This is a genomic window from Marinobacter changyiensis (assembly GCF_009193265.1).
Taxonomy (GTDB): Bacteria; Pseudomonadota; Gammaproteobacteria; order Pseudomonadales; family Oleiphilaceae; genus Marinobacter; species Marinobacter changyiensis.
Window position 1 is genome coordinate 859,678 of sequence record NZ_VZZZ01000001.1, and the last position, 13,573, is coordinate 873,250.

Annotated in this window: 12 protein-coding genes; 9 read left to right on the forward strand and 3 right to left on the reverse strand. The window is 59.7% G+C overall.

What is annotated here, in order from left to right; genetic code table 11:
* Window positions 1-4: 4 nt before the first annotated feature.
* The 4 genes from F6Y09_RS04160 (at window position 5) to F6Y09_RS04175 (ending at window position 5,209) form a co-directional block, all read left to right on the forward strand.
* On the forward strand, window positions 5-1,225 hold the full coding sequence (locus F6Y09_RS04160; RefSeq protein ID WP_152205631.1) for a multidrug effflux MFS transporter: 1,221 nt from the start codon (window positions 5-7) through the stop codon (window positions 1,223-1,225).
* A gap of 165 nt (window positions 1,226-1,390) precedes the next feature.
* Window positions 1,391-1,888, forward strand: a complete 498-nt coding sequence (gene tpx / locus F6Y09_RS04165; protein ID WP_152205632.1) for a thiol peroxidase — start codon at window positions 1,391-1,393, stop codon at window positions 1,886-1,888.
* A 294-nt stretch (window positions 1,889-2,182) separates the two neighbouring features.
* Window positions 2,183-3,463, forward strand: a complete 1,281-nt coding sequence (locus F6Y09_RS04170) for an MATE family efflux transporter (RefSeq protein ID WP_179959352.1) — start codon at window positions 2,183-2,185, stop codon at window positions 3,461-3,463.
* Between the two features lie 105 nt (window positions 3,464-3,568).
* A complete protein-coding gene (locus F6Y09_RS04175; protein ID WP_152205633.1) occupies window positions 3,569-5,209 on the forward strand; it encodes an MBL fold metallo-hydrolase in 1,641 nt (546 codons plus the stop codon).
* Between the two features lie 17 nt (window positions 5,210-5,226).
* On the opposite strand, the gene F6Y09_RS04180 is transcribed toward F6Y09_RS04175, so the two are convergent.
* On the reverse strand, window positions 5,227-5,385 hold the full coding sequence (locus tag F6Y09_RS04180) for a YqaE/Pmp3 family membrane protein (protein WP_022989318.1): 159 nt from the start codon (window positions 5,383-5,385) through the stop codon (window positions 5,227-5,229).
* Window positions 5,386-5,628: 243 nt separating this feature from the next.
* Between F6Y09_RS04180 and F6Y09_RS04185 the strand changes: the two genes are divergently transcribed.
* On the forward strand, window positions 5,629-7,143 hold the full coding sequence (locus tag F6Y09_RS04185; RefSeq protein WP_246180293.1) for a succinylglutamate desuccinylase/aspartoacylase domain-containing protein: 1,515 nt from the start codon (window positions 5,629-5,631) through the stop codon (window positions 7,141-7,143).
* A gap of 47 nt (window positions 7,144-7,190) precedes the next feature.
* Window positions 7,191-8,111 carry a DMT family transporter gene (locus F6Y09_RS04190; protein ID WP_152205634.1) on the forward strand — a complete coding sequence of 307 codons (921 nt, stop codon included), beginning with the start codon at window positions 7,191-7,193 and terminating at the stop codon, window positions 8,109-8,111.
* Here the strand turns inward: F6Y09_RS04190 and F6Y09_RS04195 are convergent, their stop codons facing one another.
* Complete coding sequence (locus F6Y09_RS04195; protein ID WP_152205635.1) at window positions 8,112-8,504, reverse strand: group III truncated hemoglobin; 393 nt, start codon at window positions 8,502-8,504, stop codon at window positions 8,112-8,114.
* A gap of 214 nt (window positions 8,505-8,718) precedes the next feature.
* Here F6Y09_RS04195 and F6Y09_RS04200 point away from each other — a divergent pair, with 214 nt between their 5' ends.
* The 3 genes from F6Y09_RS04200 (at window position 8,719) to tpx (F6Y09_RS04210) (ending at window position 12,539) form a co-directional block, all read left to right on the forward strand.
* A complete protein-coding gene (locus F6Y09_RS04200) occupies window positions 8,719-10,140 on the forward strand; it encodes an acetyl-CoA carboxylase biotin carboxylase subunit (protein ID WP_152205636.1) in 1,422 nt (473 codons plus the stop codon).
* Between the two features lie 20 nt (window positions 10,141-10,160).
* Entirely contained in the window at window positions 10,161-11,957 is a 1,797-nt protein-coding gene (oadA, locus tag F6Y09_RS04205) for a sodium-extruding oxaloacetate decarboxylase subunit alpha (protein WP_152205637.1), read from the forward strand.
* Between the two features lie 84 nt (window positions 11,958-12,041).
* Window positions 12,042-12,539, forward strand: a complete 498-nt coding sequence (gene tpx / locus F6Y09_RS04210) for a thiol peroxidase (protein ID WP_152205638.1) — start codon at window positions 12,042-12,044, stop codon at window positions 12,537-12,539.
* Window positions 12,540-12,559: 20 nt separating this feature from the next.
* Here tpx (F6Y09_RS04210) and gntR read toward each other — a convergent pair whose 3' ends face one another.
* Window positions 12,560-13,555: a gluconate operon transcriptional repressor GntR gene (gntR, locus tag F6Y09_RS04215; protein WP_152205639.1), complete on the reverse strand. Its 996-nt coding sequence runs from the start codon at window positions 13,553-13,555 to the stop codon at window positions 12,560-12,562.
* Window positions 13,556-13,573: the final 18 nt, after the last annotated feature.

Here is a 13,573-nt window from a genome sequence, read left to right on the forward strand (position 1 = left end):
ACCCATGCTTGCACTGACCAGTGTCTGGACGACTATCCTGCTCGCCGCCGCCGTTGCGTTGGGGCCGCTGGCAACGGATATGTATTTGCCAGCACTACCATCCATGGGCGCTACCCTGGACGCCGGCACCGATCAACTGCAGCTTACCCTGAGTATTTTCATGGCCGGGTTTGCCCTGGCACAGCTCGTATGTGGCCCATTGGCCGACCGCTTCGGTCGCAAACCCATCATGATCGGCGGCTTTGGTCTGTTCGCCCTGGCCAGCCTGGGCTGCGCGCTCGCAACCGATATCGAGACCCTGGTACTCTGCCGCTTCCTGCAGGCTCTGGGAGGCTCCGCCGGCCCGGTGCTGGGGCGCGCCGCCATCCGTGACATCTACACGCCCCGGGAGGCCGCCCGCATCATGGCCATTCTCGCCAGCATCATGGCGCTCGCACCGGCGATTGCACCCTCACTAGGCGGCCTGCTCCTGGGTGGCTTCGGCTGGGCCTCCATATTTATTGCTCTGGGGGTCTATGCCCTGATCATGACCGTAGTCATCGCCGTCGGCATGCCCGAGCCGCTGAAGCCAGCCAACCGCCAGAGCCTGCGAATCAGCAATCTGCTTCACAACTACCGGGCCATCGGTATCGACCCGAGCTTTATCGGTTACACGCTCACCAACTCGCTGGTATTTGCCGGCCTGTTCGCATTTCTGTCGGGTTCGTCTTTCGTTCTGATCGAGTTTTTCGGGGTTAAAGCAGAATATTTCGGGTTTTACTTCGCCTTTGTGGTCGCCGGTTACATCCTTGGCAACCTGATTGCCGTGCGCCTTGGCCGACGCATGCTGCCGGATCAGATCCTTCAGCGCGGACTTACCGTCAGTGTCATCGGTGGCACCGTGATGGCGGGGCTGGCATTAACAGAAGTGTTCCATGTGTCGGCGGTGATGCTGCCGCAAGTCGTGTTCATGGTGGGCGTGGGCATGGTACTGCCACAGACCATGGCGGGGGCATTGGCGAACTTTCCCCGGATGGCCGGTTCAGCTTCCGCCGTATTCGGCTGCGTGCAAATGACTGTTGCCGCATTGGTGGGCCTGCTCGTCGGGCACCTCCATACCGGCACCTCGCTGGTTATGGCCCTGGCAATCGCCGCCTGCGCCCTGGCCGCCCTGACAGTCTATCGGTTGCTGGTTCAGCGTTATCCTGCCCAGGGCTTCGAGCCCGCTACCAGCGCCACGGCCTGATGCCGGAGCCGAATCGCCGGAGACATTTCCCGGTTGGTGAGTGAGTATGGAGAGTTGCGAGTCGTTGTGAAGGGTGACGAGTCATCCAAAATCGACTAAACAGGTGTATGGTAAAGACGTGGTAATACACTTGACGAATCAATGGACCAAAAGACGGAGTTTGCGATGAGCACAGTGACACTGGACGGTAACCCTATAGAAATCAGCGGCACGTTTCCATCCGTTGGCGACACCGCCCCGGACTTCACCCTGACCAACCAGGACCTGGAAGAAACCAGCCTCGATGCCTATGCGGGCAAACGCAAAATTCTCAACATCATTCCCAGCATTGATACCGGCGTTTGTGCGGCCTCGACGAGAAAATTCAACGAAAAGGCCGGCGCCCTCGACAACACCGTGGTACTGGTTATCTCCGCCGACCTACCCTTCGCGGCTGGCCGCTTCTGTGGGGCCGAAGGCCTGAAAAACGTCATTACCCTCTCAACCTTCCGCAAACACAGCTTTCAGCCGGACTATGGCGTCGCGATCCAGAACGGCCCGCTTGCATGCCTGTGCGCAAGAGCGGTTATCGTGCTGGATGAGGACAACAAGGTTCTCCACAGCCAACTGGTCGGCGAAATCAAAGACGAGCCGGACTATGACGCGGCGCTGAAGGTTCTCTGAGAACGGGCACGGGATAGGAATCGCTCCAAGCTCTGATACAAGTTTCTGGCAGAGCTCCCGAAGGCTCGATGATGGCGGGAGGCCAGCCTGTTCCAAGACCGGGTGTGGCCAGGGATGGCCACACCCGAGCCCTACAGGGACGTATTCACGGGCGTGTCCTGGAACAGGCTGGCCTCCCGCCATCACACTTCAATGCAGAATCCTGAATTACACGACCCCTCACCACGAGACGACTCCCCACCAGTGAGCACCACCACCCAAACTCAGCCCTCCCTGGCCCGCCAGCTATTCACCATGACCTGGCCCATGCTGTTCGGGGTGCTGTCGCTGATGACGTTCCAGCTCGTAGACAGCGCCTTCATTGGCCAGTTGGGCCGGGATCCACTGGCGGCGCTGGGGTTCACCCTGCCCATGCATCAGCTCATCATCGGCTTGCAGGTTGGCCTCGGCATTGCCACCACGGCCATCATCTCCCGCACCCTCGGAGCCGGTGACCAGGCCCGGGCCGAGCGACTTGGCGGTCTGGTCGTGGTGGTCGGTGCCGCCATGGTGCTGATGCTCTGCATTTTGCTGTGGCTGCTACAAGCACCGACCATGACGTTGCTCGGGGCGGATGCTGCCTTATTACCGATGATTCGAAGCTACTGGATGCCCTGGCTGCTCTCCGCCTGGACCGGCGCCATGCTGTACTTTGGCTACAGCATCTGCCGTTCCCACGGCGACACCAAGCTACCGGGGTATATGATGGTGGCGACCAGTATGGCCAACATCGGCCTGGACCCCCTTTACATCTTCGTGTTCGGCTGGGGTCTGCCCGGTGCCGCGTGGGCAACGGTGACCGCCTTCGGTGCGGGCTGCCTGGTGGTCTATCCGAGCTTGTTGAGGCGGGGCTGGCTGCGGTTTGATCTCGCCGAGATTGCCCTCACAAAGGCCCTGAAGCAGCTGTCCGGCATCATGGCTCCGGCCATGGTCAGCCAACTGATGCCGCCGCTTTCCGCCATGCTCGCCACCGCTCTGGTCGCCGGTTTCGGTTCCGCTGCGGTCGCCGCCTGGGGCCTGGGCACCCGTCTCGAGTTCTTCTCTATTGTCGTGGTGCTCGCGCTGACCATGTCCCTGCCCCCGATGATCGGGCGAGCCCTCGGGGCGGGCGACATCCAGACCATCAAACGACTGATTCGCCTTGCGGTGAGATTCGTGGTGCTCTGGCAGTTCGGGCTGGGGGTTCTCTGGCTGGCCGGCTCCGGAGTAGTTTCGGAGCTGTTCAGCAGTGACCAGACCGTTCAGGCCGTGCTGGGGGAGTATCTGATCCGGGTACCGCTGAGTTACAGCGGCCTCGGTGTCTGCATGATGATGGTATCGGTGTGCAATGCGCTCGGTCTGGCGATGAGAGGGCTGCTGATTTCCGTGCTGCGGTTATTTCTCTGCTTCCTGCCGGCACTCTGGCTTGGCGCCCAATTCGGCGGCATTGAAGGTCTGATGACCGGAGCCCTGGTGGGCAATCTGTTTGCCGGTGTCATGGCCTACTGGCTTTACCGGCGGGGCATGCAAAAGCTGACTGCTGCGGGCAAGCTATGAGCAGACTCCCCGAGCGCCCGGGCGGACCACTATCGGGAGGCAAGTGGCGGGGTTTTCCGCTATCTTTGAATCCTGTTCTTTTTCGTGACACCAAGGTGCTGTCTGATGGAAATTCGCCCTGCCGCTACTCTGGCTTTAACCCGGGACACCGCAAGCGGAATGGAGGTGCTGCTGTTGCAACGCACCTGGGACGCAGTGTTCCTGCCCGGATTTTATGTCTTCCCGGGCGGCGCTGTCGATAGCAACGACCACCAGTGCCTGGCCTTGGCCTGCGGTCACGATGACGCCTCTGCAAGCCATTACCTGGGCATCACGGAAGGTGGGGCGGGCTATATGATTGCAGCCGTGCGGGAGTGCTATGAGGAAGCCGGCCTGTTGCTGGCGAATGACCAGGACGACAAGCCGGTCAGCCTGGACCGCGCGATACTTGAGCGTGAACGCGCCGCGCTGAACGCCGGTGAGCGCACACTGGCTGATATGTGCGAGCAATACCGGCTTACCATACCGCTGGACCAACTGGCGTACCTGAGCCACTGGGTGACTCCGTCCGGGCCACCCCGGCGCTTTGATACCCGCTTTTTTGTGGCGGTGGCGCCGCCACACCAGGTGGCTCGCCATGACAACATTGAAACCATCGATCACGTCTGGCTGTCACCGGCCCAGGCGCTGGAAGATCACCGCCTGGGTCACCGATTATTGGGCTCTCCTACCGTTCGAACCTTGCGGATACTGAGCGATTTCGACGCCACTGACGCGCTGATGGCCTACGCCCGCTCCCAGCCGCCGGAGCCTCTGGAGAATCAGCCGTGGCCTGGCCGCAGAGCTGGGCAGCCAATTACTGTGGAACCCGGTGCGCCCGCCTATGACGAGGTCCGCAAGCTTGACCCGGGTCGACTGGGCAGCGCCAGCGCAGCCATCACTCCTGGCACCCCGGTTCTTCTGGGGCCGGGTGTGCAGCGTCTGACAGCGGGCAACGCCGGGATGATGACCGGCCCGGGCACCAACACCTACTTGCTTGGCAAACCCGGCGATTACACGGTTATTGATCCCGGCCCGGAGGACCAGGAACACCTGCACCAACTGCTGGCAATCACCGACGGCGCCATCACCCAGGTGCTTGTCACCCACACCCACCGGGACCATTCCCCCGGGGCAGCATTTTTGCGGGCGGCCACCGGTGCCCGGTTAGTAGGCATGGAGCCGCCGGAGGGCGCCTCTCAGGACGCCAACTTCCGGCCGGACCGGGTGCCCGCAGACGGTGATGAGATCCTGACCGCCGCGGGTAAACTGAAAGTACTTCACACCCCCGGCCACGCGTCGAACCATCTCTGCTACCTGCTGGCAGGGCAGAATCTGCTGTTCTCCGGGGACCACATCATGCAGGGTTCGACCGTTGTGATTAATCCGCCAGACGGGGATATGAAGGCTTACCTGGCTTCACTGCATGGTCTGCTGCAGGAAGACATCGCTTATATAGCGCCCGGTCACGGTTTTCTGCTGGGTCATGCCCACGCCGTTGTTGACTACCTGACGACTCATCGCATGGCCCGGGAGCACAAGGTGCTGGCGGCGCTGGACCACCACGGCCCGGCCACTCTGGCAAATCTCGTTCTGCACGCCTACGACGACGTGCCTGCTGCAATTCACGGGCTGGCCAGCCGTTCATTGCTGGCACACCTGCTGAAGCTGCAGCAGGACGGTGTTGCGGCTGTAAGTGATGACCGGTGGCAGCTGATTATTCAATGAGCCTGATCTGAAGAACATTACTTCTTCGCAATCACCCAGACCGCATGGACGATACCCGGAATATAACCCAGTAACGTCAACACAATATTGATCCAGAAATGTTTGCCGATTCCTACCTGCAGGAAAACGCCCAGTGGCGGTAACAGTATGGCGATCAGTATTCGCAGTAAATCCATTCGCTTTTCTCCTTGCCTGGTGATTCAACTCGTCCGTACTCACTATAGTGGCTAAGCCGGGAATCAAAAGCCGTCGCAGCTCCAGCGGAGCCGCCTGCCACGCTGGAAAACCTGCCATCGTTGGGCTGACGGCGGAAATTAAACCTTTGTCAGGCGGGGTTCCGTAGCGCCCTTGTGTCATCTATCCTGAATAGCCTGGTGATAAGTCATTCAGTCACCGATTCATCCAAGAGGCTCTCCCCAGTGCTTATTAAGTGGTATGCACGTCCCTTCTCACTTTCTGTCATTTTCCCCTCTGCAGTATCGCTCTGCCTTGCCAGTGCGCTGTTATTTGCCAGTGCTCCTGTGCTTGCCGATACCACCAAGGTATCGGAAAGCATTCAGGGTGAGGATGAAAGCGTTGAAGAAATCGAGACGTCTGAACCCCGGCAGTCCCGGGTTACTGACAATGATGCTGCCGAAGACTGGCCTAACGGACTCGGCACAGAAACCGCGGCGCAACGCGGCCGGAAAAAGCCCCCGGACACCGCCGAACCGATGAAGATCGTGGCTCCCGACATTGACCTGAAGAAAATCGCACCAGTGCCCCAGCCGGTCGAGCAGCGCCCACGGGACAGTGGCGGCAGCGATGCCCCGGACTCCGACAGTCGCCCGGACCAGCCCCCCAGCTCCGGCAACGGTGACCGCCCCGGTGCAGACCTTCTGACTACCGCTTCTGAAGGTGCCACTTCAGAGCAACCTGAATCCCCAGAAAACCAGCAGGGGACTGAAGTGGCACCAGAGATTCCCGCTCAAGCCAGGCCGTTTTCGCTGTTGAACGCCGACATATTACCGGCAACATCCACGCGGCTGGCCTGGTCTCCGGGTATACAGATCGCCGGGCTGTCCCAGCCAACGCCTGTACTGGTCGTCAATGGTGCCGAACCCGGGCCGGTTCTGTGTCTCACCGCCGCCGTCCACGGCGACGAACTCAATGGTATCGAGATCGTGCGCCGGGTCATGTATGACCTGGAACCCCGGAAGCTCTCCGGTACCGTTGTGGGTATTCCCATCGTCAACGTGCAGGGTTTTCAACAGGGCAGCCGCTACCTGGCGGACCGTCGTGACCTCAACCGCTATTTCCCGGGCGATCCCGGTGGCAGCCTTGCCGGGCGTATCGCCCATTCGCTGTTCGGGCAGGTGATTCGTCACTGTGACATGCTGGTGGACATTCACACCGGCTCCCTCAAGCGCACCAATCTGCCGCAGTTGCGGGCAGATATGAACAACCCCGAGGTGGCCGAGTTCACCCGGGGTTTCGATGGCATGGCCGTCGTCCACAGCAGTGGCGGGCCGGGCATGCTGCGCACTGCTGCAGTGGCCTCTGGTATCGTGTCGGTCACCATGGAGGCGGGCGAATCCTTACGGATTCAGGAGGAGCAGATAGAGGCCGGCGTTAACAGCATCGCCAGCCTGATGGAGAAGCAGAAAATGCTTCAGCGCTTCTTCGTCTGGGGCGATCCGGAGCCGGTGTACTACGACTCCCATTGGCTCCGCGCCAATCACGGCGGCATCCTGTTCAGTGAGATCAAGCTGGGCGCTACCGTCATGGAGGGTGAAATCCTTGGCATCGTTGCCGACCCGATAACCAATGAGCAGCACCCGATCCGGGCAGATTCTGACGGTCGCGTCATCGGCATGGCTGTCGATCAGGTCGTGATGGCAGGTTTTGCCGCCTATCACATTGGTCTAAAAGCGGAAGTGCCCGGTGAAGAGTAGTATGCTCACGATCTGTTAATGGTCTGACAGCCTGAAAAGGAGCATCCGTGCCCGGCAACAAACCGCAACCACTCTGGCTGGCCTACATAGGCCTGACGCTCACTCCCCTGTTCTGGGCGGGTAATGCGGTGGTGGCACGCAGCGTGGTGGATACCATTCCACCCCTGTCGCTGTCGTTCTGGCGCTGGGTGATTGCTCTGGCCATTCTGTTGCCCATCGGGTTGCCGGCTGTGCGCAGACAATGGCCGGTCATCGTTGACCGGTGGCCTTCCATGCTGGCGCTGGCGGCGTTCAGCGTGGGTGCGTTCAACACCCTGCTGTACCTCTCGGCGCAAACCACGACAGCGCTGAATATCACGCTGGTCAATTCCACCATTCCCATCATGGTAGCCCTGATGGCGTGGTTGATCCTCGGGGACCGGATGCGTCCGTTGCAGATCATGGGTATCGGGCTTGCCATTGCAGGGGTACTGGTGGTGGTTGGACGGGGTAACTGGCAAACCTTCACTCAACTCTCGTTCCAGCCCGGTGACCTGATCATGGTGGGCGCGGTATTTTGTTGGGGTCTGTTTTCAGTATTGCTGAGACGACAGGCGGTACCGCTGGACCCCATCGCGTTCCTTACCACCCAGGTGGCACTGGGCGTGCTGGTCATTCTGCCGTTCTATCTGACCGATTTTCTGTTTATCTCAGGCGGCTTCGAGCCCTCAATGGAGGTTGCCCCGACGCTGCTCTATGTTGCCATTTTCCCGGGCATACTGGCCTATGCGTTCTGGAATAACGGTGTGCATCGGGTCGGGCCGTCCAAGGCGGCCATGTTCATGTACCTGAACCCGGTATATGCAGCCGTGCTGGCGGGCCTGTTCCTCGCTGAGCGTCTGAGTGTTTTCCATCTGGCTGGCGGGGTGTTGATTCTGCTGGGCTTGTTGCTCACCACCAGGCCTGCAAAACTGTCGCCGGTAAGATAACTAAGCCTCGTCGCGGCCCAGCCGCTCCCTCTCATCCAGCCATTGCGCGAGGTTATGGAGAATCTTGCGGGCCAGGGAGCGGGCTTTTTCGGTGTAGGGGCCTTCGAAGCAATCGTCCAGCGTACGGTTGAAGTGTTTGAACCAGAGTTCGAAATGCTCGTCGCTGAGGGCCATCTGATCGTGAAGTTGCTCATGGTGATACACCATGTTGCGGTGGTAGGTGTCTTCCCCCAGCAGCATCTTGCACCAGTAGCCTTCAATTAACGGCAGGTGGTCTGCCAGGTGCACGCCTGCCACCTCCAGAAACACTGGCTCCATCACCGGATCGTCCAGTAGGCGGCAATAGAAAATTTGCACCATGCGATGGATAGCGGCCGGATTGTCGAGATCCATTGTCACCTCCCCAGGTGATTGTGAACCTAAGGGCCATTGTGTGCCTCTACGGGGCCGGAGTCACCTACCGCCGAGAGATCAGTTCAATCTGATAGCCACGGTGAAAAGTCGCTACAGCACCGCCGCGTTTGGTGACTGTTTTCCTCCTCCGGCTTTCGATAGGATAGAAAGTGAGTTTGGACCGTGATCCTGAATGACGTTTGAGGCTTGCCCCATGACTATCAGGAAAGTGTTAATCGCCAACCGGGGCGAAATTGCCGTCCGCATTGCCCGGGCCTGCCAGGAGATGGGCATCAAGGCCGTTGCCATCTATTCCGAGGCCGACCGCTACTCTCTGCATGTCAAGAAAGCAGACGAGTCCTATTGCATCAGCAAAGACCCGCTCTTTGGATACCTGAACCCCCATCACATCGTCAATCTGGCAGTGGAAACCGGCTGTGATGCCCTGCATCCGGGCTACGGTTTCCTGTCAGAGAACGCCACCCTGGCGGCGATATGTAAAGAGCGGGGAATCCGGTTTATCGGACCTTCTGCCGAGGTGATCGAGGCGATGGGGGACAAAACCGCGGCCCGCACCACGGCCATCCAGGCCAAAGTGCCGGTCACGCCCGGCACCGACAGAAACCTGAAGGATCTTGACGATGCGGTCACCCAGGCCGGCAAAGTCGGCTACCCGGTGATGCTCAAAGCCACCTCTGGTGGTGGCGGCCGTGGCATTCGCCGCTGCGATGATGAAAAAAGCCTGCGTCAGAATTACGAACGGGTGATTTCGGAGGCCACCAAGGCTTTTGGCAGTGCCGAAGTCTTCCTGGAGAAGTGCATCGTCAACCCGCGCCATATCGAGGTGCAGATCCTGGCGGACAGGCACGGCAATGTTATTCACCTGTACGAACGTGACTGCTCGATCCAGCGCCGCAACCAGAAACTGATTGAACTGGCGCCTTCGCCCCAGCTCACGGAAGAACAACGGGACTACATCGGCAACCTCGCCGTGCGGGTTGCCAAGGGCTGTGGTTACGAGAACGCGGGTACGGTGGAGTTTTTGCTAGATGACAAAGACGATTTCTACTTCATGGAAATGAACACCCGGGTTCAGGTGGAACATACCATCACCGAGGAAATTACCGGGGTGGACATCGTCAAGGAGCAGATTCGCATTGCCGCCGACGAAAAACTGCGGTTCCGTCAGGATCAGGTCAGCTACCGGGGCTTTGCCGCCCAGTTCCGGATCAACGCGGAAGACCCCAAGAACGGCTTCCTGCCCAGCTTCGGGCGCATCAGCCGTTATTACTCCGCCGGCGGCCCCGGCGTTCGCACCGACGCCGCCATGTACACCGGCTATGACATACCGCCCCATTACGATTCCATGTGCGCCAAGCTGATTGTCTGGGCCCTGGATTGGGAGGAGTTGCTCGAACGCAGCCGGAGAGCCCTGAATGATATGGCGATCTATGGTGTCCAGACCACCATTCCGTATTACCAGCAAATACTCCAGCAGCCGGATTTCCGCGCCGCAAATTTCAACACCAGCTTTGTGGAAAGCCACCCGGAACTGCTCGAGTACAGCAGCAAAACCAGACCGGAATCGGTTGCTACTGCCATCGCTGCAGCGATCGCGGCCCAGGCCGGACTGTAGGGACCTTGGGAGACATCATCATGAACAAACGCAAGATCCACATTACTGACGTTATCCTGCGGGATGCACACCAGTCCCTGATTGCCACCCGTATGCGCACGGAAGACATGCTACCGGCCTGTGAATGGCTCGATGGGGCGGGATACTGGTCACTGGAGTGCTGGGGCGGCGCCACCTTCGATGCCTGTGTGCGCTTCCTCAAGGAAGACCCCTGGACCCGGCTGCGACAACTGCGAAAAGCCCTGCCCAACACCCGGCTGCAAATGCTGCTGCGGGGCCAGAACCTGCTGGGCTACCGGCATTACGCTGATGATGTGGTGGAAGCTTTCTGCCAGAAGGCTTCCGACAACGGCATTGATGTATTCCGCATCTTCGACGCCCTCAACGATGTCCGCAATCTGGAAACCAGCATCCGGGCCGTCAAGAAAACCGGCAAACACGCCCAGGGCACCCTGTGTTACACCGTCAGTCCGGTACACAATACCCGGACTTTCGTGACCCAGGCGCAAGCCATGGTGGATATGGGCATCGACAGCATTGCCATCAAGGACATGGCTGGGCTGCTGGCACCCCAGGCGGCGTTTGAGTTGGTCAGCGAACTCAAGAAAACCTTCAAACTGCCGGTGTTCCTGCACACCCATTCCACCTCCGGCATGGCCACCATGTGCCACTGGGCTGCCATTGAAGCGGGAGTAGACCACATCGATACTGCCATCTCTGCCTTTGCCGGCGGCACCAGTCATCCGCCGACGGAGTCCCTGGTGGCGGCGCTGCACGACGCCGGTTATGAGACCGGGCTGAAGCTCGATGTGCTGGATCAGATCACCCTGCACTTCCGGGCAGTCCGCAAGAAGTACCACCAGTTTGAAAGCGACTACAACGGTGTCGATACCGCCGTGCTGCTATCCCAGGTACCGGGGGGCATGATGTCCAACCTGGCCAACCAGCTCAAGGAGCAGGGTGCCCTGGAGAAAATCCGCGAGGTGTTCGCAGAGATTCCCCGAGTCCGCAAGGACCTGGGCTATCCACCGCTGGTAACGCCGACCTCCCAGATTGTCGGCACCCAGGCGGTGATCAACGTGCTGGCCGGCAAGCGTTATGACACCATCACCAACGAAGTCAAAAAATACCTGCAAGGCTGGTACGGCAAGGCACCGGGTGACATTGACAGCGATCTCCAGCGCCGTGCGGTAGGCAAGGAAGACCTGATCGAGGAACGCCCCGCCAACCTGATTCCCAACGAGTTCCACAAACTCAAGGATCAGATTGGCGAACTGGCCGAAAGCGAAGAAGATGTGCTTACCTACACCATGTTCCCGGACCAGGCCAAGGCCTATCTGGAACAACGCAAAGCCGGCACCCTGCAACCGGAACCCCTGGAGCCGCTGCCAACAGCAAAAGCCGCGGGCAGTATCTCCACCGAGTTCAAGATCACCGTCCACGGCGAGACGTACGACATCCATGTTACCGGGGCCAGCCCCGCCAGCGACACCGAGCGCCGCTTCTACATGACCGTCGACGGGGTGCCGGAGGAAATCTCGCTGGCATCCCTGGCTGAGTTCCAGAAGGACAACGGCGGCAGCAAGCGTGGCAAGGCCAGCAAGGAAGGCCATGTGACCACCACTATGCCAGGCAACATTGTGGAGGTGCTGGTCAAGGAAAATGACGAGGTGTCCGCGGGTGATCCGGTGCTGATCATCGAGGCCATGAAGATGGAAACCGAGGTCAAAGCCTCCGCCTCAGGTAAGGTTGTCGCTGTGCACATCAAGAAGGGCGATCGGGTAACCCCGGGCGAGGTGCTGGTGGAGATAGAGTGACATCGGGCTGAGCCATCAGGGCAATGAGTTCGTACTGTGAGTTCCACCAAATGATCCGCTAAATTCGATAGAGGAAAATCAACCATGGCAACCATTACCCGTCGCGGTGTTCCGGTTACCACCGCTGGCGACTTGCCCACCCCGGGAAGCAAGGCACCGGAGACAGTATTCTCCGGCAATGATCTCGGCGATGTCAGGCTGTCTGACCTGGCTGGCAAGCGCGTGATCCTGAATATTTTCCCCAGCATCGACACCCCAACCTGTGCCAAATCCGTGCGCCGATTCAACGAAGCCGCCAGCAAACTGGATAATACCGTGGTGTTATGTGTGTCCGCTGACCTGCCGTTTGCTCAGGCGAGGTTTTGTGGCGCCGAAGGGCTGGAGCGTGTGATGACGGTTTCCACATTCCGTAACCCCGAATTCGGCAAAGCTTACGGAGTTGAGATGGTGGACGGCCCGCTGATGGGTCTGTTGGCCCGCGCCATTGTTATCCTGGACGAGACCGGCACCGTCCTTTACACCGAACAGGTGCCGGAAATTGCCCAGGAGCCGGACTACGACGCCGCGTTGGCGACGCTGTAAGAGTGGCGGGCGAGGCCGGGTCAGAGCGTACCGCCGACCTCGATGCGATAACCAAGGTCGACCACGCGCGCTGTGATACCTCCACCGCCGATGCGCGCGAGCAATTCGCTGGCAGCCCGCGACCCCATCGCCTCACGTGGTGTAATGACACTGGCCAGCCGGGGCGCCATTACCTGACCCACATCGTGACCGTGGAAACCGGCGATGGCAATCCGCTCGGGTACAGCGATGCCCTGTCTCACGCACTCGAAATAGGCGCCGATCGCGACGTCGTCGTTAGTGCAGAACAAGCCATCGGTTTCCGGATGGTCCCGCAACATTTCAGCCATCAGCGTGGCGCCGACTGTGTAGGAGGATCTCAGATTGGTCCGCAGGGTATCGGGTTCCAGGCCATGTTCGATCATGGCTTTGGCATAGCCCTCCTGACGCTGCAGGGTACGGGCATCGAGTCGCACCGCGAGATACCGTATGTTGCGGCGGCCCCGGGCAATCATTTCGCAAACCATGTCGTAAGCGGCGGCTACGTTGTCAAAACCGATGGCCTGATGAAAGGGAGCGGTTCGGATATCCATAATCTCCACCGTCGGAATACCAGCCGTTTCCAGCATTCGAAGAGCTTTGGGGGTGTGCTGACTTTCCGACAGGATGACACCGTCCACATTATAGGAGAGCAACGAGGCCAGGCCCCGCTCTTCCACTTCCGGGCTGTAGCCATAATGCGACAGCATCAGGTGGTAACCTGCAGGCTCCGTGACCGCCTCAATGCCTTTGATGACATCCGCGAACACCTGGTTAGTCAGCGAAGGCACCAGAATACCAAGGGCGCGGCTGGTCGCCTTCGAGAGCATATCGGGCCCTCGGTTGGGAATGTATCCCAACGCTTCAGCCGCCTCCAGAATCCGCATCCGCAAGCTCTCGGATACGGTGTCAGCGCCACGCAAACCGCGACTGACTGTCATTTTGGTGGTACCGACCTGGTCGGCAATGTCCTGTAGTGTCGGGCGTCGTTTTTTCACAGCATTCTTGTGTTTTGG

Bases quoted from the DNA above. Each gene is read 5' to 3' on its own strand.
- F6Y09_RS04195 (WP_152205635.1), bottom strand. From the start codon at position 8,504: ATGGATCTCGACAATCCGGCCGCTATCCATCGCATGGTGCAAATTTTC.
- F6Y09_RS04180 (WP_022989318.1), bottom strand. From the start codon at position 5,385: ATGGATTTACTGCGAATACTGATCGCCATACTGTTACCGCCACTGGGC.
- tpx (WP_152205638.1), top strand. From the start codon at position 12,042: ATGGCAACCATTACCCGTCGCGGTGTTCCGGTTACCACCGCTGGCGAC.
- F6Y09_RS04160 (WP_152205631.1), top strand. From the start codon at position 5: ATGCTTGCACTGACCAGTGTCTGGACGACTATCCTGCTCGCCGCCGCC.
- oadA (WP_152205637.1), top strand. From the start codon at position 10,161: ATGAACAAACGCAAGATCCACATTACTGACGTTATCCTGCGGGATGCA.
- F6Y09_RS04200 (WP_152205636.1), top strand. From the start codon at position 8,719: ATGACTATCAGGAAAGTGTTAATCGCCAACCGGGGCGAAATTGCCGTC.
- F6Y09_RS04170 (WP_179959352.1), top strand. From the start codon at position 2,183: ATGACCTGGCCCATGCTGTTCGGGGTGCTGTCGCTGATGACGTTCCAG.
- tpx (WP_152205632.1), top strand. From the start codon at position 1,391: ATGAGCACAGTGACACTGGACGGTAACCCTATAGAAATCAGCGGCACG.
- F6Y09_RS04175 (WP_152205633.1), top strand. From the start codon at position 3,569: ATGGAAATTCGCCCTGCCGCTACTCTGGCTTTAACCCGGGACACCGCA.